We start from the raw sequence: 20781 nt of genomic DNA, 5'->3' as shown, positions 1-20781 counted from the left end.
TGATGGGTCCGAGGAACCAGAATGCGCCAAGGCCTTCCACGCCAGGCCTGCGCCAAAGACACGCCAGCTCGACGCCAGGCAGCCGCCATCTCCGCGATAAAGCCCCAAAAATTGCCCTGAGACAGGACTAGCGCGTCACTCCAGCAGCTTCAATCAGTCGTAGACAACATTGCGCAGGGCCTCACCGATTGGCGAACCGATACCGCTCAGCTCGATGAGCGCGCCCGCGTCGGTATTGACCAACATCTCGGTTACCGCCGGCAGCGAGCCGCCGGCAAGGCCCTTGACAGCGTCAGTCGCCCGGTCACCCCACCGTCCGGTGATATAGCCTTGGGCGAAACCGGCGTAGTAGGCAGCCTGGAGATTCTCCGGATCGATCTCGCAGCCTTCAGCTGCCTGGGCATAGGCGTCGTCCTCGAATTCGCCGGTTTCGATGGCATCCGTGACAAAGCCGAGCATGACGGTGGAGAAGCACCAGAGCCGAAGATCCGTGTCGAGCAAGCCGACAATCCCGCCGAGCTGGGCCCCGCTCACGCCGAGCGGAGAACCGACCCCGCTGGCGCCAATGCCGAGCACGGTCAGCATTTTCCGGATGCGAGCGAATTCCGCGATGGCTTCCCGGGCGCGCGCGCCCTTGGCGTCGGGACCAAACAGCCGCGCCTGCAAATGCCCCGACGGCTGGATCAGCCATCCGGCTTGGCCGGTTTCGGTGGCGAGCAGCGTGCCCCCCTTCTCGGCCAGGGTCCGCGTCACAGCGGCCGGCCAATCGCCGGGAATCTCGGTCGCCGGATTGATCACCGTGACAGACGGGCTGTCGGCGAGCCGTGTATTGACGCCCTCCCCGCCCAATGACCACGCCTCGACCGTCGCCAGTGCCAGGCCGAGACGCGGTGAGACGGTCCCATTAGCGTGGCGGGCATCACCATCATGCAGGATATCAAGACTGCGCACGATATCAGCGGTGTCCGTGCCCCTAATATCGACATAAGCGGTCCGGACCGACGCGACCGGGTCGAACCGGCGAGCCGGCTCGCCAAGCAGACGGTCCACCTGTCCGATGAGCTGGTTGGCGCTGGCCACGGCCTCAAAGCTTGGTCCTGCCGGGGCCGGAACGGGCTGTTCGGTCTCAGCCTCCCGCGCAAGCCGGGTTTCAAGCTCAACCCGCCACTCGGCGAAATAGCGGCGGCGCAGGGCCGACGGCGCGAACTGCCCGCCGGCGAGAAAGATTGCCCGGCTGCCGAGCAGCTGATCCTGAACATCGTCACCACCAAGCTCGACCAGTGTGCGCCTCTGGCCAAGCGGACGGCCACCGCGCGCCAGCTGAACCTCCAGTCGGGCCGGCAGGCCGACGACAGCATCCGGCACGGCATACTCACCGGCTACCGCGACGCCGCGATCACCGAGCGTCAGGTCGAGCGCCTGGATGTCCCCCGACTCGCCCGCCGGGGCGGTAAAGCGCACATCCAGCTCGGTGCCGAACGCCTGTCGGATCGAGGCTGCCGTCAGTGACGGACGGTCGTCCGGCGGCAAGGCCCAGACCCGGTCAAACACCCGCTGGAACCGATCCGTCTCGCCTTCCGGCACGACGCCGAACACGCGGCCCGGCAGAGCCTCGATCGCGGCCAGAAAACCGGCCTCATCCGCGCCCAGCCGGCCGTCCGTCATGACCAGAAAAACCGCATCCCGAGCGGCCTGCGCGGCGGCAAACCGGAGCGCCGCCGGAAGGTCGTCACCCTCGCGGATCAACAAGCCGGAATTATACGCCAGAACCGCATCCCGGCGACCAAAATAGAGCTGACTGGGCGCTGCCAGACGCGGCTCAGCGGCCGCCGATACGGCGACAAAACGGTCACGTCGTCCCATCGCCTCGACCAGGGCTCGTCCCAACAGGCCTGCCGAGAAGATGGACCCGTCATCGATCATCGAGGGCGACACGTCGGTTATGATGACAAGTTCCGGCGACTGTCGCGGCTGGGCGAAGATACGGGGCGTGACGGCAACGCCGTCGATCTCCAGATGGAGGTGCGGGGCATACCAGAGCGCGCCATCCGGCGTATCGGTCTGAACTCTCAGCGCGACCTCGGGCCAGGCCTGGGTGTCGACGGCAACAAGCTCGGCAGAGCCGATCGCTGGAGGTGGCGGCAGGCCACCGGACAGATCGAGCGGCCCACTCTCGGGCACCGGCAGAAGGTCCCCACCGGTTGAAAAACCCAGCCCCGCAGCCGCACCAGCGCTGCCGGTAATGACCGGGCGCCAGGCCGGAACGCTGATCTCAACGGGCGCGCTGTCAAGAAAGGCCCGTAGCTCGGCCGATGGCAGAAAGCTCAGAACCGGCTCGTCGATCATCCGGCCAGACCAGTCGATCAGGCGTTGGCGAGCGCCACCGGTCGTGACCAGATCCACCGCGAGCTCGGTCGGGGTCAGGCCCGGGTCAATATAGGGTCGCGCATCGGCCGGTCGCGGAAGGTCCGGAAAGACAGGGTCTGCCACCACCCAGTCATTGCCCGACCGGTATTCCAGCCAGACCCAGGCCTGGGCTGCGCGGTCCGGCGCCGGGACCGGATCACCCGCCCAATATCGGGCCAGCAGCGCTTGCGCAGCCGAAAACCCGTCCTCCAGACGAGCGGGGATGGCGCGGGCCGCCTCGACGGTCTCGGCGCGCGCCCGCTCCTCGTCCACCTCGAGCGCGGCATAAAGCCGGGACAGGCTTTCGCGGCGGTCCGACGTGACCTGCCCCAAGATCGGCTCAGCGTCCGGCCATGCTGCGCTGACCAGTCGGACAGACACGTCCTGCGCGCTGATCAGCGCAGCGAGCAGCATCGCCTTGTCGGCAGAATTGGCGCCCCGCAGGACCAGAACATCGTCCGGCGTCAGGGCCCGACCGCCATAGAATTGCAGCCAGACCCCGTCGCGCACGAAATCCAGACTGGCGTCCGGCGAGCCGAGAACCGGCGCTGCCTCTGCGACCGTCAGGCCCGGCAGCGCGTAATCGGCCTCGACGGCCCGCAGGAGCTCGAGGATGTCGCGCTGTTCCGCCTGCCGGCTGTCGCCACGCAGCCACACCAGCATCACGACAAGGATCAGCACGACAAGCGCGGCCAGGCCGGCTCGACGCGGCGTCACATGACGGCTCAGTCGGTCCATTCGCGCACTCCCGGTTCAACGCGGGCGAAGGAATCCACAACCGTGTCCAGATAGGTCATTTCGCATTGCGGGGAGAGCGTGTTGCGGATCCGGCTGCCCGTTATCGTGACCTGACCCGTGGGGGCGTATCCGAGATGGATGGAATGAACCGGAAACGGGGTCTCCCAGTCGTCCGGACAAACCTCGCGCATGGACTCGGGATAGCGCGCGATCGCGAGCAGCTCCACCGCGTCCGGCGCGATGACGCCGCGGTACCAGTCATCGCCGAACATGTAGCCCCAGATCCGGTAGTAGTCATTGTCGGGGTCAATATGCGTGAAGCGCATGCTCAGCCCACCGCCCCGGCGCTCATGATAGGCGATCACCTGAAAGCTTCCCGACAACGCCCAGAGCCCCGACAGGTCCGTAAAGCGGAGCCCGCACGGATCAAATATCTCGACCCCGGACACGGCCAGGTTGGGATCGCGAACATTGAGTGGCGGCCCGTAGACCCCGAAGCTGCAAGGACGGTCGGTGGCGGGCTCGATCGGCCCGGCGGCCCGGATATCCGCGAGGATGCCAAGCTCGACATCACTCAACGGCGTCTCGGTCGCGGACGGGTCATCCGGCAGCTCGTCTCCGGTCTGCGGGTTCCGAAGCTCGACGTCCTGAGGGGCGGCTTCTTCCGGCGCCCGATCATCAAGGGGCGGCTGGGCCAAAACGGTCGATGGCGCGGCCAGGACCGCTATTGCAACGCATCCCCAACGGGCAGGACCTGATCTGGACATCAGCGTGTGGCCTCTCCTGACAGGAGAAGTTAACAAGCAAATGCAAGCCCGGCAACGCAAACGCGAGGCTCGCCCTGGGCATTGTGTGAGAGGGCCCGCGCTCAGCCCCGCTGAAGGGCCTTCCGGAATAAATCGGCGTCGACATTGCCGCCGGTCGCAATCACGCAAACCGTCTTTCCGGCGATGTCGATCTTGCCGGACAGGACAGCGGCCAGCGCAGCCACACCCCCCGGCTCGACCACAACCTTGAGATGGCGCCAGGCCGTCGCCATGGCGTCAAGCGCCTCATCGTCAGTGATGGCGGCACCACCGGTCAGCTGGGTCGCGTTCAGCGCCCAGGTCAGCTCACCCGGCGTTGGCGTGATGATCGCGTCGCAGATCGAGCCGGTCAGTCGCTCATTGGTCTCGCGGCGACCACTGGCGAGCGAGCGCCTGTGATCATCAAAGCCGTCCGGCTCGGCGGCCCAGATCTCGATGTCCGGAAAAGCCTCGCGCATGGCCAGCCCGACGCCGGCGATCAAGCCGCCGCCACCGGCGCAGCAGACGACGATATCCGCGACCTCGCCCACGGCCTTTATCTGCCCGGCCGCTTCGAGGCCGGCGGTGCCCTGTCCCGCGATGATAAACGGGTCCTCATAGGGCGGGACCAGAATCCGGCCTTCCGCTTCGGCAATCGCCTGGCCCATGGCCTCACGGCTTTGGCTGGCGCGGTCATAGGTGACGACCTCCCCGCCCCAGAAATGCACGCCGTCGACCTTGGAGCGCGGGGCATCGGCCGGCATCAAGATCTTTGCAGTGGTGCCGTTGAGCCTCGCCGCGGCCGCGACCCCCTGGGCATGATTGCCCGACGAATAAGCCAGAACACCCCGGACCTTCTCCGCATCCGTGAGGCGGGAGATTCGGTTGAAGGCACCGCGAAACTTGAAGGATCCGGTGCGCTGCAGGCATTCCGCCTTGACGAAAAGCCGCGCTCCGAGTTCGGCGTCGAGGCGGTCATTAAGCAGGAGCGGGGTATGGACAGCGTGACCGGCGAGCCGTTGCGCCGCGTCCACAATGTTGGCGTAGGTGGGCAGGTCTACTCGATGGGTCACGGGCTCACTCCGGCACTGGACGGCGTGAAAAACGACGCCATATTTGTCGAAAACGCATAAGCAATTCAGTCCGGTTGAGCAAAGGGATTGCGCCGTGGCGCGATAGACCGTTTGATTGGCAAAACACAAACACGAAGCAACGGTTGATTTTTAGGGGAAATACATGACTTTGCGCGCACACATGATGGACTGTCCGTTGATGATCTCGGACATTCTGGTCCACGCAGCAAAATGCCATGGCGATCAGGAGATCGTGACGCGTCTGCCGGAAAGCAGACAGATACACCGCCAGACCTACGCGAAAACGTATGAGCGGACACAGCAGCTGGCCAATGCCCTGCAGAAGAAGCTCAAGATTCGCGAAGGCGACCGCGTCGCGACCATCGCCTGGAATTCGCACCGCCATTTCGAACTCTATTACGGGATCTCCGGCATCGGCGCTGTGGTCCACACGGTCAATCCGCGCCTTGATCCGAAACAGCTGATCTGGATGCTCGACCACGCCCAGTCGAAGACGGTGTTCTTCGACAAGCAGTTTGCGCCGCTGGTCGATGCGATCTCCAAGGCCTGCAAATCGGTCAAGAACTGGGTCCTGCTGTCGGACAAGAGCCATCTCGATTCGGTGCAGACCAAGTGCAAGTCCTACGAGGAACTGATCGCCGAGCATCCGGCGGCGTTCGACTGGCCGGTCTTCGACGAATATGCGGCCGCCGGCCTGTGCTACACCTCCGGCACCACGGGTGATCCCAAGGGCGTGCTCTATTCGCACCGCTCCAACGTGCTGCACGCCATGGCCTGCGCCGCCGCGGATGTGATCGGTGTCGGCGCCCGCGGCAATATCATGCCGGTCGTGCCGATGTTCCACGTCAATGCCTGGGGCATTCCGTACGCGGCGCCGATGAACGGCGCCAAGCTGATCATGCCGGGCGCGCAGATGGATGGCGCCAGCATTCACGAGCTGATCGAAAGCGAGAAGGTCAATTACGTCGCCGGCGTCCCGACCGTCTGGCTTGGACTGCTCAACTATCTTGAAGCCGAGGGCAAGCGCATCGACACGGTCGAGCGCGTGCTGATCGGCGGCTCGGCCCTGCCGGAAGCGCTGCTGCGCGCCTATGAGGACAAGTATGGCGTCGTCATGCAGCAAGGCTGGGGCATGACCGAGATGAGCCCGCTGGGCACGGTCAACGCGCTGCTGCCCAAGCATGACGGCCTCGATCGCGAGGAGATCATCAAGGTCAAGCTCAAGCAGGGCCGTCTCGTCTTTGGCGTCGGCATGCGCATCGTCGACGATGAAGGCAAGGAACTGCCCTGGGACGGCAAGTCCTCCGGCCATGTCCAGGTCCGCGGACCTTGGATCGCGTCGGGCTATTACCGCGGCGCCGGCGCGGAAAGTTTCACCGATGATGGCTGGTTCGAGACCGGCGATGTCGCCCATCTCGACGGCAATGGCTTCATGACCATCACAGACCGCTCCAAGGACGTCATCAAGACCGGCGGCGAGTGGATTTCCTCGATCGATCTGGAAAACGCCGCCATGGGTCATCCCTCGGTCGGTATGGCGGCCGCCGTCGGCATGCCGCACCCGAAATGGCAGGAGCGCCCGCTTCTTGTCGTCCAGCTCAAGCCGGGCGCCGAGCCGGACGGGGCCTCGATCATCGAGTATCTGCGTGGCGAGGTGCCGAAATGGTGGCTGCCTGACGCGGTCGAGTTCATCGAGGAAATGCCGATCGGCGCGACCGGCAAGATCCTCAAGACCAAACTGCGGGAAATCTACAAGGATTATGAGTTCCCGACCGTCGACGCGTAAGTGCCAACAAAGCCGAAATGATCAAGCCCCGGCCCATCGGCCGGGGCTTTTTCGTGGAGGCAATCTGACCCGGGACTTAAATCGGTTTAATCCCCCCTCGTCCTCCCTTGTGCGGTTTCACAACCCCTCCTACATTCATATCGAAATTCGATAAGCCCTTCCGAGGGCGAAGGAGACAGGATCATGGAGATTTACGTCATGGGTGGAGAAGTCGCGGTGATTGGCCTGCTGGCCTATTTCATACCGACCCTGATCGCGCTGCTGCGCGGGCACGACAACACCTTCGCGATCTTCCTGACCAACCTGCTTCTGGGCTGGACGATGATCGGCTGGATCGTCGCGCTGATCTGGTCCTTCACAGCCATCCGCCGGCGCGTGCGGGCCTAGGGGTTTCCCCAAGACCTCGAACTTGCGGGCTGACCGCCCAAGCCTCACACCCCACCGGTCAGCCCTGGCAAACGCGCCTACCCCAACCGGCCCCAAACCGGACAATGCTGCGCCCGGATCGCCCCCATCGATCCGGGCGTTTTTTTGTTGTGACGACGAGGGACTACCAGAAGGTGGCGCCTCAAAGCCAGGTCGTGATCTCGTCGAGGCTTTTCTTGACCAGGGCATGCTCCGGCACGGTGGCATCCTCGGCCGGATAGCCACCGACGATCAGCATATAGGGCTTTTCCTCGACCGGGCGTTCGCAGACCTCGTTGAGAAAGCGCATCGGATTGGGCGTGTGGGTCAGCGTCACCAGGCCGGCCTCGTGCAGGGCCGCCAGCAGGAAGCCGCAGGCAATGCCGACGCTTTCATGGATGTAGTAATTCTTCTTGTCCTGACCGACCTGCTCGCCGCCGCGCTTCTGGGCAAAAACCGCGATCAGCACCGGGGCATGCTCAAGGAAGGGCTTGCTGGCATCCGTGCCGAGCGGCGCCAGCGCATCGAGCCATTCCTGCGGCGCCTTGCCATTGTAGAAGGCCTTCTCCTCGGCCTCGGCGGCCTCGCGCAGCGCCTTGCGCTTGGCCGGATCGCTGAGCACCACGAAATGCCAAGGCTGGTGATTGGCGCCCGACGGGGCCGAACCGGCCGCCATGATGGCCTGTTCGATCACCGCCCGTTCAACCGGCCGGTCGGAATAATCCCGCACCGTGCGACGACGCAGCAGGTTCTGCGTGAAGCGGCTGACCCGCTCGCGCATCTCGGCTTCGGGATACTGGACGTAGTTTTCCAGCGGCACACGTTTTTCCATACCCATCAGGACCCTCCCCGGCCCGTCTGACAGTGATCAATCCCAGTCCAGAACCACCTTGCCGGACTTGCCAGCACGCATGGCGTCGAAACCCTTCTGGAACTCATCCGCCTTGTAGCGGTGGGTGATGATCCGCGAGATGTCCAGCCCGCTTTCGAGCATGGCGATCATCTTGTACCAGGTCTCGAACATCTCGCGGCCGTAAATGCCCTTCAGGGTAATGGCCTTGAGCACGAGCTGGCCGAAATCGACCTCGATCGGCTTGGACGGCAGGCCGAGCATGGCGACCTTTCCGCCCATCACCATATTGTTGAGCATGGAGCCGAAGGCCTGCGGCGCGCCGGACATTTCCAGCCCGACATCAAAACCCTCGGTCATGCCGAGTGATCTGGCGACATCGGCGATGTTTTCCTTGGAGACATCGACGGTGCGGATTTTCGGCGCGACCTGGCTGGCCAGGTGCAGGCGATGGGTGTTGATATCGGTCAGCACGACGTGGCGTGCACCGACATGACGCGCGATCGCCGCGGCCATGATGCCAATCGGGCCGGCCCCGGTGATCAGCACGTCCTCACCGATCATGTCGAACTGCAGCGCGGTGTGAACGGCATTGCCAAGCGGGTCGAGGATGGCACCGATCTCGTCGGGCACGTCTTCCGGCAGCGGCACGACATTGAAGGCCGGCAGTTTCATGTATTCGGCAAAGGCGCCGGGGATATTGACCCCGACACCGCGGGTTTCGGGATCGAGATGGAAGCGACCGGCGCGGGCAGCGCGGCTGGTGACACCAACAACATGGCCCTCACCGGAGACCCGCTGGCCGACTTTCACCCGCGTCACATTGGAGCCGATATCGACGATCTCGCCGGCATATTCATGGCCGACCACCATTGGGGTCGGGACATTCTTGGCGGCCCAGTCATCCCAGTTGTAGATATGGATGTCGGTGCCGCAGATCGCGGTCCGCTTGATCTTGATCAGGACATCATCCGGGCCGATCTGCGGCTCGGGGACATCCTCCATCCAGATGCCTTCTTGCGGCTTGGCTTTGACCAGGGCTTTCATGCGGCTTCCTCGATCTGTGGCGTGCCCGTCTTGGCGGGTTTGTCGCGAAGATACATCACCGCAGCGATGGGGAAAGTGAGCATCATCGGAATGAGCAGCTTGCTCATCACCTCGGCCACATGGCCGTTCGAGCCACTCAGGAATGTGACCAGGACCGAGAGGCCTGCCAGCACCGGTGCAATTGCCAGAATGCGGCGCTTGTTCATCCACAAAAGAGCCGCCAGCCAGGCGGCATAGGCGCCGATCAGCCCCCATTTGATCCAGGTATCGACGCGCAGCATCTCGATGCGAACCGGCAGGAAGCTGTCGAAGGCGTAGGACACCAGCTCGGCCTCCGGGCTGGCCTGATCGAAATATCCTTCGGGCAGACAGTCGCGCAGCACCACCTGGTCACGGCCCTCCGCCGGCTCGACATCGTGACCGCATACCGGTGTCTCAAGCTCCGCGAGAATGGCGTTCATCGTGGCGTTTTCCTGCCAGTCAGCCGGGATGGTGGCCAGGGCGAGGCCGATTCCGATCACCGCCAGAAACCGCCCGCGCAGCGCCATGCCGAGGAAGAAGACGGCTGCCATCCCGGCATAGGCGATCGGGAAGACGTTATCCTTGAACTGGACATCGACCAGCCAGGCCCGGAGCGCCGCCGCGTCTTCGCCCTGCAGGAAGGCGATATCGTCAATGCCCTTGGCAAACTCGAAGGCGAGAATCGGGGTCTGAAAGCCGTTCGCCATCGGCGCGCTGCCGAGATCCGGCGGCGTACCGAACAGGGCCAGCGGGAAGGCCAGCGTCGCCAGTGTCAGTACCAGTGTGACCACAAAGGCCCAGCGCGAAGGTGTCATGACAGTCCCCAACCCGGTGCCCGGTTATCATGCGCCGTCACCGTGCCCGATCAAGCGGATAAGCGTTCGGCCACCGTCTCACCAATGGCCAGCGACGAAGTCAGGCCCGGGCTTTCAATCCCGAACAGGGCGATCAGACCGCCCAGCCCGTGAACCTCCGGACCGTCGATCCGGAAATCGGGCTGCGGCTGGCCAGGACCGTGCAGCTTGGGGCGGATGCCGGCATAGTCGGGCACAAGCGCGCCCTCCGCAAGCGTCGGCCAGAACCGGCGGATCGTCGCGTAGAACGCCTCGGCTCGCGCCGGGTCGACCGTGTAGTCCTCGCTGTTGACGAAGGCGAGGTCCGGACCAAAGCGCGCCTGTCCGCCAAGATCACGGCGATAATGCGTCCCGAGCGCGCCCGGGATCGGCAGCGGATAGACGAGATGGGAGAACGGCGCCTTGCCCGCCATGGTGAAATAGACACCCTTGCCAAAGTGGAGTTTGGGGACATGCGCTGCCGGTAGCCCCTCGATCGCTGCCGCCGCCGACTGGGCGCCCAGCCCTGCGGCAATGACCAGATAGCGTGTCGTGACCTCGGTCGCATGCTCGCCGCCGGTACGCACCACAAAACCCCCGCCGGAGCGCGGCGCCGCACCGGCGAAGGGCGTGTTGATGGCGATTGCACCGCCATGAGCGGAGATTTCACCCGCCAGCGCGTCCATATAGGCATGACTGTCCATCACCCCGCTCTCCTGCGAAAGAAGGGCCGCCTCGACCTTCAGTTCCGGTTCGAGGGCGCGTGATTCAGCCGCGCTGAGCCGTCGCATGCCCTCAACCTGGTTGGCCTGCGCCTGGTCGAGAATGGCATCGAGGCGCTCGATCTCGTGGGGTTCCGTGGCAACCACCAGCTTGCCGCACTTGCTGTACGGCACGTGATGCTTTTCGAGGAAAGCATAGAGCAGACGGCGTCCTGCCACGCAGAGCCGGGCTTTCAGCGATCCTGTCGGATAGTAGAGCCCGCCATGGATCACCTCGGAATTGCGCGAGGACACGCCCTGCCCGATCATCGAACCCGCTTCCAGCACGATGGTCTCGAAACCGCGTCGCGCAAAGGCCCGCCCGGTCGCCAGACCGACGGCTCCGGCGCCAACAATGATCACGTCCGTCTCGAAACCCATGGCGGCACGCTCCTTCTGGCCGGACCTCCGACTCGCTTCATGATTGTCCCGCGACGACGTCGGGTAAATGCGCCATGATGACATCCGGTCACCCGTGACCTGGCTTCGAGGGGATATCCGAGCATGAACCGACGCCAACTTCTTCTGTCAGCGAGCGCCGCCTCGGCCAGTCTCATGGCATCCTCGACCGGTGTCGCATCGGCACAGAGACGCTTGTCGCCGACACTCGCGCCGGGGGTCTATGTCCAGGAGCGCGCGAGGTTTACCGGCACACCGCCCCGTGCCCTCGATACCGCGGTCTTTGTCGGCCCATTGTCGACGGACCTGCCAAGCGGTGCCCTCCAGACGTTGGACACCCCGTCAGAACTGGATCCGCGCTTCGATCTCGCATCAGGGGTGACCACGCCCTACAACCGTCAGGGTGGCGGTCGATGCCTCCTCGTCCAGGCTGCGCCCGACGCGTCGGGCCGGCCAGACTACATGCGAGCGCTCGACGCCCTGGATGCGGCCGACGCCGGGGATTTCACCCTGCTCCACCTTGTCGACGCCGGCCGCCATCTGGCCGACGATCCAGCGGCCCGGTCTGGCCTCTATGCGCGCGGCTTGCGGTCCGCGCGGTCAAACTATGCGACGCTGGTGATCGACGCCCCTGACAGCCATCCGGACTATGCGCTATGGCGCCGGGAGCTCGCGATTGATGACCCGGACGCCATTGCCTACGCCCCCTGGCTCCGCGATCAGACTGGCGCACTGATCCCGCCAGGGCCTGCCGTGATGGGACAGATCATGGCAATGACCAGTACCGCGGGTGTCTGGAAAGCACCGGCCGGAATGAGTGCTGGCCTGGTCGGCTACAGTGCCCGCGCGCTGTCCCAGACCGATGTTGGTGCGATGACTGCGGCCCACGTCAACCCGATCTGGACCAGCCCGACCAACGACACGCTGATCTGGGGCGCGCGGACCCTCTCAACCGATCCGGAATACCGTTACATCTCCGTTCGCCGCCTGGCGCGCTGGATCGAAGGCAGCCTGCCGCGCCTGCTCGACTGGGTCGAGGCCGAGCCCAACGTCCCGTCGCTGTGGCAGGCGATCCGCACACAACTGGGCGACTTCCTCAACGGCCTGTACCGCGAGGGCGCGTTTATGGGCGCGACACCAAGCCAGTCCTATTTCGTGCAGTGTGGCCTCGGCTCCACCATGACCCAGGACGATCTCGATCAGGGTCGGGTCCGCGTCCAGCTGGGCTTCGCGCCACTCCGCCCGGCCGAGTTCATCGTTCTCGACAGCGAAATCATGCTCGATCAGCCCTGACCGGCGACACCGCCGCTATACACAAGAAAGCCGCCGGGTGAGCCTCACCCGGCGGCTTTTTGTGCGTCTTGCCGAACGCCTCAGCCCTCGACGGCACTGACCGGCGGGAAGATGCGTGCCAAGGGTCCCGCCTGCGGGATCGGCAGCAGCAGAAGGCGGCGAACCGGGTTCCAGGCGGCCCCCAGCAGCACGACCACGCCGCCGAGAACCAGCAAGGTCACGGCAACCACCGCTCCGGCACCGAGATCGGAGGCATTGACAATCGCACCGATCGACACGCCCGCCGTGACCAGTCCCGAGACGATCAGGGCGCGGCGATTGATCAGCAGCGAAACCAGGGCGAACAGGCCGATCACGACCAGGGCCGTGACCGCCAACCGGAAGGCTTCGGCGCTGTCGCTGGCCATGGCCGCAAACAGGTTGACCGATTGCGGATCGGCGAAATCGCTTTCCTGCAAGGTCCAGCCGATCTGCGTCACATTCAGGACAGCCCCCAGAAGGATCGGGGCTGCAAAGAAGTGCAGCCAGAAGGCGGTGCCTGACAGACGCGTCTCGCGGCCCGGATCGCGCATGTCGAACAGGATGCCGCCGAGCAGCAGGGCCAGGCCCACCATGACATTGATCGCCGGCGCATTGATGACCACCAGGTAGGGATCAACGACCAGCAGGGTCATCACCGCGGTCAGGACCACACCCAAACCCATCAGACCACCTGCGAAGGGCAGACGGAAACTGAGATAATAAGCCGTCACCGGCAGCAGGAAGGCTAGACCGGCAATGACCGGCATGACCCGGATCGTGATCGGGAGCTGGGCCAGCACCAGGGCGACCGCCTCACGGCCAAAGGCCATCCCGTCGACGCCGTCGAAGGTTCGCTCAAGTGCCGCCTCGTCGAGGCCGGCACCGTGAACGAGGAATTGGGCATATCCCCAGAGCAGGACCACACCGGTCGCGATCCCGAACACGGTTGCCAGAACGATACCGGGAAGGATGCGCCTTTGCTTGCCGACCAGCAGGGCCGACAGCAACCAGGCAAACAGCCCGATACCGCCAACCAGCGCCATCAGCGCATTCTGCCAACCCTGCTCGCCTTCTTCCAGGCCCAGCCCGGTCATCACCTGGCCGGCGCCAACGCCCAGTCCAGCCAATAGGATCACCACACCGATCGTGGTGAAAATGTCGTGGAAATTGTTCAGGAAGGGCAGCATCTCGTCCTGCGCTCGCGCGCTGCTGGCCTGCACCTGGCGTGTCTCTGTCATATCAGTCCCCTTGTGTCCCGATACCCGTTGGATGCCCCCTAGCGTTCAAACGGATGCAAAATTCGCCGGGAAGGCGAATCCATACATCGTGACTCTACAGGAAAGCGATCGATCAGATAGCGAGACCCGGAAGACGCCCGTCCCCCCAAAAGGGGCTCCCGGTGTTCCGGTCAGATAACGCCCAGCTCCTTGCCCACCTTCGTGAACGCCGCAACCGCGCGGTCTATCTGCTCGGGCGTATGGGCGGCGGACATCTGGGTGCGGATGCGGGCCTTGCCCTTGGGCACGACCGGGAAGAAGAAGCCGATCACATAGACGCCCTCCTCCATCAGCTTTGACGCCATCTGCTGGGCCAGCTTGGCGTCGCCCAGCATGACCGGGATGATCGGGTGCTCGCCGGGCAGGAGATCGAAGCCGGCTTCGCTCATCCCCTTGCGGAAGCGTTTGGCATTGTCGAACAGGCGGGTACGCAGCGCATCGCCCTCGGCGACCATGTCGAGCGCTTTCAGCGAGGCGCCGACAATGGCGGGCGCCAGCGAGTTGGAGAACAGATAGGGCCGCGATCGCTGGCGCAGCATGTCGATGATCTCCTTGCGCGCCGCGGTGAAGCCACCCATCGCCCCGCCCAGCGCCTTGCCCAGCGTGCCGGTAATGATGTCGATCTCGCCCAGAACGCCGCAATGCTCGGGCGTGCCGCGCCCCTTGGCGCCCATGAAGCCATGGGCGTGACAATCATCGACCATGGTCAGCGCGTCATACTGCTTGGCCAGTTTCACGATGGATTGGAGGTCGGCGATATAGCCGTCCATCGAGAACACACCATCGGTGACAATCAGGATATGCCGCGCGCCATCAGCCCGCGCCTGTTTGAGCTGGGTCTCGAGGTCGGCCATGTCGGAATTGGCGTAGCGATAGCGTTTCGCCTTGCACAGGCGCACGCCATCAATGATCGAGGCATGGTTGAGCGCGTCCGAGATGATCGCATCCTCCGGCCCCAGAAGCGGCTCGAACACACCGCCATTGGCGTCAAAGGCAGCGGCATAGAGGATGGCGTCCTCGCAGCCGGTGAAAGCCGCGATCTTGGCTTCCAGCTGCTTGTGCAGATCCTGGGTGCCGCAGATGAAGCGCACCGAGGCGACACCGAAGCCATGACTGTCGAGCGTCGCCTTCGCCGCCTCGACCAGTTCCGGCCGGTTGGCCAGGCCGAGATAATTATTGGCGCAAAAATTGATCACATGGCTGGACACCCCGTCCGCCGTCACATCGATCTCGGAGAACTGCTCCGACGTGATGATCCGCTCGCGCTTGTAGAGACCATCCGCCTCGATCTGGGCAAGCTCGGCTTTGAGGTCGGCGAAGAAGGCGTCGGACATGGAGGGCTCCCAAGGGTGAGTGTGTGTTGACCACCTTCTATTGCCCTGCCTCTGGCTTGTCATCCCGGCCACCCGCTTTCGCGGGCGCGGGCTTCTGCCCCGCGAAGGCGGGGCGCAGAGCCGGGACTTATAAACACCGGGCCTATAGGTCCCGGCTCTCCAGCCTGCTTTTGCAGGCTATCCGGCCGGGATGACAAAAAGATGGGCTTCCCTGGGCCAAGCAACGCTCATTTTTCCCGGCCGAAATCCGGCAAAAGCCGGTTGCAGAGCCGGGACCGACTGCGCGTCTTCACAAGCGATGAGTATCCCGTCGGTGCCGGATAGCGCTGACGCGCTTCCGGGAAAAATGAGAGCAGCGGGTCGATGGGGCCGAGCGCAGCGAGGACAAACGGCTAGGCCGCCCCTCCGTCCCTGCGGGACACCTCCTCACAAGGTGGGGAGGAAAGCCGCTAAACGCTCGGCAAATCCAGCCCCTGCTCGCGCGCGCAGTCCTTGGCGATCTCATACCCCGCATCCGCATGACGCATCACGCCCGTGCCCGGATCATTCCACAAGACGCGGCCCACGCGCTCGGCGGCTTCCGGGGTGCCGTCGGCGAGGACGACCTGGCCGGAATGGAGCGAATAGCCCATGCCGACGCCGCCGCCATGGTGCAGCGAGACCCAGGTCGCGCCGGAGGCGGTGTTGAGGAGCGCGTTCAGCAAGGGCCAGTCGGCGACGGCGTCGGAGCCGTCCATCATCGCTTCGGTCTCCCGATTGGGGCTGGCGACCGAGCCTGAGTCGAGATGGTCGCGGCCGATCACGACCGGGGCGGAGAGCTCGCCGGTGCGGACCATCTCGTTGAAGGCGAGGCCCAGCTTGTGGCGCTCGCCCAGACCGACCCAGCAGATGCGCGCCGGCAGGCCCTGGAAATGGATGCGCTCGCGCGCCATGTCGAGCCAGCGGTGAAGATGCGGATTGTCCGGGATGAGTTCCTTCACCTTGGCGTCGGTCTTGTAGATGTCTTCGGGATCACCCGACAGCGCCGCCCAGCGGAAAGGACCAATGCCGCGGCAGAACAAGGGGCGGATATAGGCCGGCACGAAGCCGGGGAAATCAAACGCGTTCTCGACGCCCATATCCTGGGCCATCTGGCGGATATTATTGCCGTAATCGAGCGTCGGGATGCCCTGCTCCCAGAAAGCCAGCATCGCCTTGACCTGTGTCGCCATGGAGGCCTTGGCGGCCGCTTCGACGGTGGCGGGATCGCTCTCGCGCTTGTCATCCCATTCGGCGAGGCTCCAGCCGGCGGGCAGATAGCCATTGACCGGGTCGTGGGCCGAGGTCTGGTCAGTGACCATGTCCGGCTTCACGCCGCGGCGAACCAGTTCCGGGAAAATCTCTGCGGCATTTCCCAGCAGGCCGACCGAAACCGCCTCACCCCGGGCGCAGGCTTCGTCGATCATGGCCAGAGCGTCGTCGAGATTGTCCGCGCTCTTGTCGAGATAGCCGGTCTTAAGGCGCATCTCGATCCGGCTCGGCTGACACTCCACCGCCAGCATGGAGGCGCCGGCCATGGTCGCGGCAAGCGGCTGGGCGCCGCCCATGCCACCCAGGCCACCGGTGAGGATCCACTTGCCGGTGAGATCGCCGTCATAATGCTGGCGACCGGCCTCGACGAAGGTCTCGTACGTACCCTGAACGATGCCCTGGGAGCCGATATAGATCCAGGAGCCGGCCGTCATCTGGCCGTACATCATCAGACCCTTCTTATCGAGCTCGCGGAAATGGTCCCAATTGGCCCAGTTGGGCACGAGATTGGAATTGGCGATCAGCACGCGCGGTGCATCGCGATGGGTGCGGAACACACCGACCGGCTTGCCGGACTGGACCAGAAGCGTCTCGTCTTCCTTGAGGCGTTTCAGGGTCGCGACGATGCGGTCATAGCTTTCCCAGTCGCGCGCCGCCCGGCCAATCCCGCCATAGACAACCAGCTCTTCCGGCTTCTCGGCCACTTCAGGGTCGAGATTATTCATCAGCATGCGCAACGGCGCCTCGGCGGCCCAATGGGTCGCGTCGAGCTCGCTGCCATGCTTGGCGCGGATGATGCGGGAATTGTCGCGGCGGGTCTGGGTCACTACTTCACCTCTCCGGAATACAGACTTCGGGCCGCATCAAGTGCGGCTTTCATCACGTCTTTCAGCGCCTTGCGAAGCGTGTCCGCCTTCGCCTCATTGTAGGTCCACGGCAGGCCCTCATCGGCATAGGCCGACATCGCCAGCTCCATCTGCACGGCATGAATGTTCTGGCTGGGACGGCCATAGGCGCGGGTGATCCAGCCGCCCTTGAAGCGGCCATTGACGATCGAGGCGTATTCCTCGTGATCCATCATCGCCTTGACCGCCCAGCGCTCGATCGTGCGGTCACAGCTCTCGCCGCCATGCGTGCCCAGATTGAGGTCGGGCAACACACCGTCAAACAGCCGCGGCACCTCATCGGCGATCGAGTGGGCGTCCCACAAAAGTGCAAATCCGTGCTCCATCCGGGTCTTGACCAGAAGTTCGGTCAGCGCGCGGTGATAGGGATCGAAATAATCAGTGCGACGCTGCTCGATCTCGGCCTCGTCCGGTTCCTCGCCCGGCTTGTAAACGGGACGACCGTCAAACAGCGTGGTCGGGACCAGCTCGGTCGTCGCCTGACCGGGATAGAGCGAGGATCCGGTCGGATCGCGATTGAGGTCGACGACATAGCGAGAATGGGTCGCCCGGATCGAACTGGCCCCCAGCTCGCCAAGAAAATTGTAGAGCTCCGGCACGTGCCAGTCCGTATCCGGCAACCCCCGGGCCTCATCGGTCAGCCGGTCGCCCAGACCGTCCGGAAGGAAGGTCCCCGAATGGGGCATGGAGACGACCAGGGGCGAAGTTCCGCGCGTCTGGAGGAAAACAGTCATCAGGCAATCCCGGGAAGCGCGCCCGCCACCGCAACAAGCCCCCTGCCCGTCACCAGATCGCGTGCGCTTGCGATATCGGTGGCAAAGTAGCGATCATCGCCATAGGCGGGAACCGTCTTGCGCAACAGGGTCTTGGCGCTTTCGAGCGCGGGCGAGGATGTCAGGCCGACATGGAAGTCCGTACCCTGCGCGCCGCACAGCAGCTCGATGCCGATGACGGCATGAAGGTTCTGCGCCATCTTCAGCAGTCGGAAGGCGCCGTGCGTCGCCATCGAGACATGGTCTTCCTGGTTGGCACTGGTGGGAATGCTGTCGACCGAGGCCGGATAGGCTTTCTGCTTGTTCTCCGAAACCAGCGCCGCGGCGGTGACATGGGCGATCATGAAGCCGGAATTGATCCCCGGATTGGGCGTCAGGAAGGCCGGCAGGCCGCTGACCGCCGGGTCGGTGAGGAGCGCAATCCGGCGCTCGCTGATCGAACCGATTTCACAAGCAGCCATGGCAATCTGGTCGGCGGCGAAGGCGACCGGCTCGGCGTGGAAATTGCCGCCGGAAATGGCTTCGTCGGTATCGGTGAAAATGAGCGGATTGTCAGTCACCGCATTGGCTTCACGTTCGAGCACGGCGCCAGCCTGGCGCAGGAGGTCAAGGACGGCTCCCATGACCTGCGGCTGGCAGCGCAGGCAGTAGGGATCCTGGATCTTCTCGCAACCCTGATGGCTGGCCAGTATGCCGGACCCGCCGAGCAGGTCGCGCAGGCTGGCAGCGACATCGATCTGGCCGGGGTGACCGCGCAAGGCGTGGATGCGCGGATCGAACGGCGCGACCGAGCCCTTGGCGGCGTCGACGCTCAATGCGCCAGAAACCAGGGCTGCCTGGAACCCCGTCTCGACTTCGAACAGGCCGGCCAGGGCCAGGGCGGTCGAAGTCTGGGTGCCATTGAGCAGCGCCAGCCCCTCCTTGGGGCCGAGCCGGACCGGCTTGAGCCCGGCTTTCGCGAGGGCGGCATCAGCGGGCATGCGTACGCCCTCAAGGGTCGCTTCACCGGCACCGATGAGCACCGCCGACATGTGCGCGAGCGGCGCGAGGTCCCCGGACGCCCCGACCGAGCCCTGGGACGGGATCACCGGCAGAAGGTCGGCATCAAGCAGGGCCTGAATGGCTTCGATCGTCGACCAGCGGATACCCGACGCGCCGCGCCCGAGGCTGGCCAGTTTGAGCGCCATGATCAGGCGCACAATGCGCGCTTCGAGCGGTTCGCCGATCCCGGCGGCATGCGACAGGACCAAACGTTCCTGCAAGGTCGCCAGTTCCTCATCTGCAATGCGGGTCTGGGCCAGTTTTCCGAAACCGGTATTGAGGCCATAGACGGCGGCACCCGAGGCAATAAGCCGGTCGACCGTCGCGGCGGCGGCGTCGACACCGGCGCGGGCGTCGGGGTCGATACGGATCGCCGCTCCGCGCCAGATCTGCGCCCAGTCGGCCAGCGCCATGGCGCCCGGTTTGATCACCACAACACTCACTGCCACTCTCCTGCGAGGATGCGGCCATGCAGCGGCCGGCGTCCGATCCATTGGATGATTTCTGCCGGTCGTTCGACGTCCCAGATGGCGAGATCGGCCGCTTTGCCGACTTCCAGCGTACCGATCTCGTCCTGCAGGCCCAGAGCCGCCGCGGCGTTGCGGGTCATGCCCGCAAAAGCTTCCGGCACGGTCAGGCCAAAGAGCCGGCAGGCCATGTTGGCCGCAGTGAGCAGAGAGACCATGGGCGAGGTGCCGGGATTGGCGTCGGTTGCGACCGCCATCCGGACGCCGGCGGCACGCATCTCGGCCACAGGCGGCTTCCGGGTCTCGCCAATCGAATAGAAGGCGCCCGGCAGGAGAACACCCACCGTGCCGGCCTTCGCCATTGCCGCGATCCCGTCGGCATTGCTGTACTCGATATGGTCTGCCGACAGGCCGCCGAACTCCGCGACCAGCCTCGCGCCGCCGGTATCAGACAGCTGATCGGCATGGAGTTTGACCGGCAGGCCGGCGGCCTTGGCCGCGATGAAGAGGCGCCGCGTCTCCTCCGGCGAAAAGCCGATACCCTCGCAATAGGCATCCACCGCATCCGCCAGCCCCTCACGGGCCGCTTCGCGGATCAACGGAATACAGATTTCATCGATATAACGCCCGCTTTCGCCAATGAATTCCGGGGGCACGGCATGGGCAGCGAGAAGCGTGGCTGACACCCGCATGCCGGACGCCCGGGCCACACCACGAGCGGCCCGCAGCATGGTCCGCTCGCTATCGAGCGTCAGGCCATATCCCGACTTGATTTCAACCGTGCCGACGCCTTCCTGGGCCAGTGCGTCGAGCCGCGTCAGGGCGCTCGCGGCGAGCTCGGCCGCCCCGGCACCCCGGGTGGCCTCGACCGTGCGCGCAATGCCGCCACCCGAGCGCGCGATACTCTCATAGCTTTCGCCACCGAGACGCCGCTCAAATTCGTCCGACCGGTCACCGGCAAAGACGAGATGGGTGTGACAATCTATCAGCGCCGGCGTGACCCAGCGGCTGGCAAGACGCTCCACCGCTCGCGCCTCGCCCGGCACCCGGTCCATGGGACCGATCCAGGCGATGCGACCGTCCTTTATGCCCAGAGCGGCCTTCTCGATCACGCCATACCCGTCATCGCCAGCGCCCAGGGTCGCCAGACGGGCCTCGGTGAGAAGTCGATCAAACTGCATGCGGTCAAGCTCCTGGCGGGTCTTTGCAAGCGCATATTTGTCTATACAATAAGTCCCGGTTTTCGAGTCTGTCC

16 protein-coding genes are annotated in these 20781 nt (G+C 64.6%); 3 read left to right on the top strand and 13 right to left on the bottom strand.

The genetic code is table 11. The annotated features are described in order from the left end of the window. Positions 1 to 153: 153 nt before the first annotated feature. The 3 genes from AAA969_RS06150 to AAA969_RS06140 all read right to left on the bottom strand — a co-directional run bounded on the left by AAA969_RS06150 (position 154) and on the right by AAA969_RS06140 (position 5002). Complete coding sequence (locus tag AAA969_RS06150) at positions 154 to 3144, bottom strand: hypothetical protein (RefSeq protein ID WP_338244697.1); 2991 nt, start codon at positions 3142 to 3144, stop codon at positions 154 to 156. Next, entirely contained in the window at positions 3132 to 3911 is a 780-nt protein-coding gene (locus tag AAA969_RS06145; RefSeq protein ID WP_338244695.1) for a hypothetical protein, read from the bottom strand. Before AAA969_RS06145 ends, AAA969_RS06150 begins: the two co-directional genes overlap by 13 nt. A gap of 101 nt (positions 3912 to 4012) precedes the next feature. Continuing rightward, complete coding sequence (locus tag AAA969_RS06140; RefSeq protein ID WP_338244693.1) at positions 4013 to 5002, bottom strand: threonine/serine dehydratase; 990 nt, start codon at positions 5000 to 5002, stop codon at positions 4013 to 4015. Between the two features lie 163 nt (positions 5003 to 5165). Here AAA969_RS06140 and AAA969_RS06135 point away from each other — a divergent pair, with 163 nt between their 5' ends. Together AAA969_RS06135 and AAA969_RS06130 are read left to right on the top strand one after the other, a co-directional pair. Further along, positions 5166 to 6809 (top strand): long-chain-fatty-acid--CoA ligase, encoded by a 1644-nt coding sequence (locus AAA969_RS06135; protein ID WP_338244691.1) that lies wholly within the window; start codon positions 5166 to 5168, stop codon positions 6807 to 6809. Between the two features lie 183 nt (positions 6810 to 6992). Further along, a complete protein-coding gene (locus AAA969_RS06130) occupies positions 6993 to 7196 on the top strand; it encodes a superinfection immunity protein (protein ID WP_338244689.1) in 204 nt (67 codons plus the stop codon). A gap of 181 nt (positions 7197 to 7377) precedes the next feature. Here the strand turns inward: AAA969_RS06130 and AAA969_RS06125 are convergent, their stop codons facing one another. Genes AAA969_RS06125 through AAA969_RS06110 form a run of 4 tightly spaced genes read right to left on the bottom strand, consistent with a single transcriptional unit; the run spans position 7378 to position 11107 of the window. Then, positions 7378 to 8052, bottom strand: coding sequence for a nitroreductase family protein (locus AAA969_RS06125; RefSeq protein ID WP_338244687.1), 675 nt, complete (start codon positions 8050 to 8052; stop codon positions 7378 to 7380). A 30-nt stretch (positions 8053 to 8082) separates the two neighbouring features. Next, complete coding sequence (gene tdh / locus AAA969_RS06120; protein WP_338244686.1) at positions 8083 to 9111, bottom strand: L-threonine 3-dehydrogenase; 1029 nt, start codon at positions 9109 to 9111, stop codon at positions 8083 to 8085. Continuing rightward, positions 9108 to 9947 carry a hypothetical protein gene (locus tag AAA969_RS06115; protein WP_338244683.1) on the bottom strand — a complete coding sequence of 280 codons (840 nt, stop codon included), beginning with the start codon at positions 9945 to 9947 and terminating at the stop codon, positions 9108 to 9110. The genes tdh and AAA969_RS06115 overlap by 4 nt, the downstream gene beginning before the upstream one ends. 50 nt (positions 9948 to 9997) lie before the next feature. Beyond that, complete coding sequence (locus AAA969_RS06110; RefSeq protein ID WP_338244681.1) at positions 9998 to 11107, bottom strand: NAD(P)/FAD-dependent oxidoreductase; 1110 nt, start codon at positions 11105 to 11107, stop codon at positions 9998 to 10000. A 123-nt stretch (positions 11108 to 11230) separates the two neighbouring features. Here AAA969_RS06110 and AAA969_RS06105 point away from each other — a divergent pair, with 123 nt between their 5' ends. Continuing rightward, positions 11231 to 12418, top strand: coding sequence for a phage tail sheath family protein (locus AAA969_RS06105; protein WP_338244680.1), 1188 nt, complete (start codon positions 11231 to 11233; stop codon positions 12416 to 12418). A gap of 80 nt (positions 12419 to 12498) precedes the next feature. Here AAA969_RS06105 and AAA969_RS06100 read toward each other — a convergent pair whose 3' ends face one another. From AAA969_RS06100 to hutI, 6 genes are all read right to left on the bottom strand, one after another. Further along, on the bottom strand, positions 12499 to 13677 hold the full coding sequence (locus AAA969_RS06100; RefSeq protein ID WP_338244678.1) for a hypothetical protein: 1179 nt from the start codon (positions 13675 to 13677) through the stop codon (positions 12499 to 12501). Between the two features lie 170 nt (positions 13678 to 13847). Further along, positions 13848 to 15050 carry a glycine C-acetyltransferase gene (locus tag AAA969_RS06095; protein WP_338244675.1) on the bottom strand — a complete coding sequence of 401 codons (1203 nt, stop codon included), beginning with the start codon at positions 15048 to 15050 and terminating at the stop codon, positions 13848 to 13850. Between the two features lie 449 nt (positions 15051 to 15499). Further along, on the bottom strand, positions 15500 to 17167 hold the full coding sequence (gene hutU / locus AAA969_RS06090) for a urocanate hydratase (RefSeq protein ID WP_338244673.1): 1668 nt from the start codon (positions 17165 to 17167) through the stop codon (positions 15500 to 15502). Beyond that, the gene (hutG, locus tag AAA969_RS06085; protein WP_338244671.1) at positions 17167 to 17979 is read right to left on the bottom strand and encodes an N-formylglutamate deformylase; all 813 of its coding nucleotides are present in this window, start codon (positions 17977 to 17979) and stop codon (positions 17167 to 17169) included. Before hutG ends, hutU begins: the two co-directional genes overlap by 1 nt. Beyond that, a complete protein-coding gene (hutH, locus tag AAA969_RS06080) occupies positions 17979 to 19553 on the bottom strand; it encodes a histidine ammonia-lyase (protein WP_425324991.1) in 1575 nt (524 codons plus the stop codon). The genes hutG and hutH overlap by 1 nt, the downstream gene beginning before the upstream one ends. Further along, positions 19499 to 20707, bottom strand: a complete 1209-nt coding sequence (gene hutI / locus AAA969_RS06075) for an imidazolonepropionase (RefSeq protein WP_338244667.1) — start codon at positions 20705 to 20707, stop codon at positions 19499 to 19501. Before hutI ends, hutH begins: the two co-directional genes overlap by 55 nt. Positions 20708 to 20781: the final 74 nt, after the last annotated feature.

The organism is Maricaulis maris (assembly GCF_036322705.1).
In the GTDB taxonomy this organism is placed as follows: Bacteria; Pseudomonadota; Alphaproteobacteria; order Caulobacterales; family Maricaulaceae; genus Maricaulis; species Maricaulis maris_B.
Note: the sequence above shows the minus strand (reverse complement) of the source record. Positions and strands in the feature narration are given on the sequence as shown.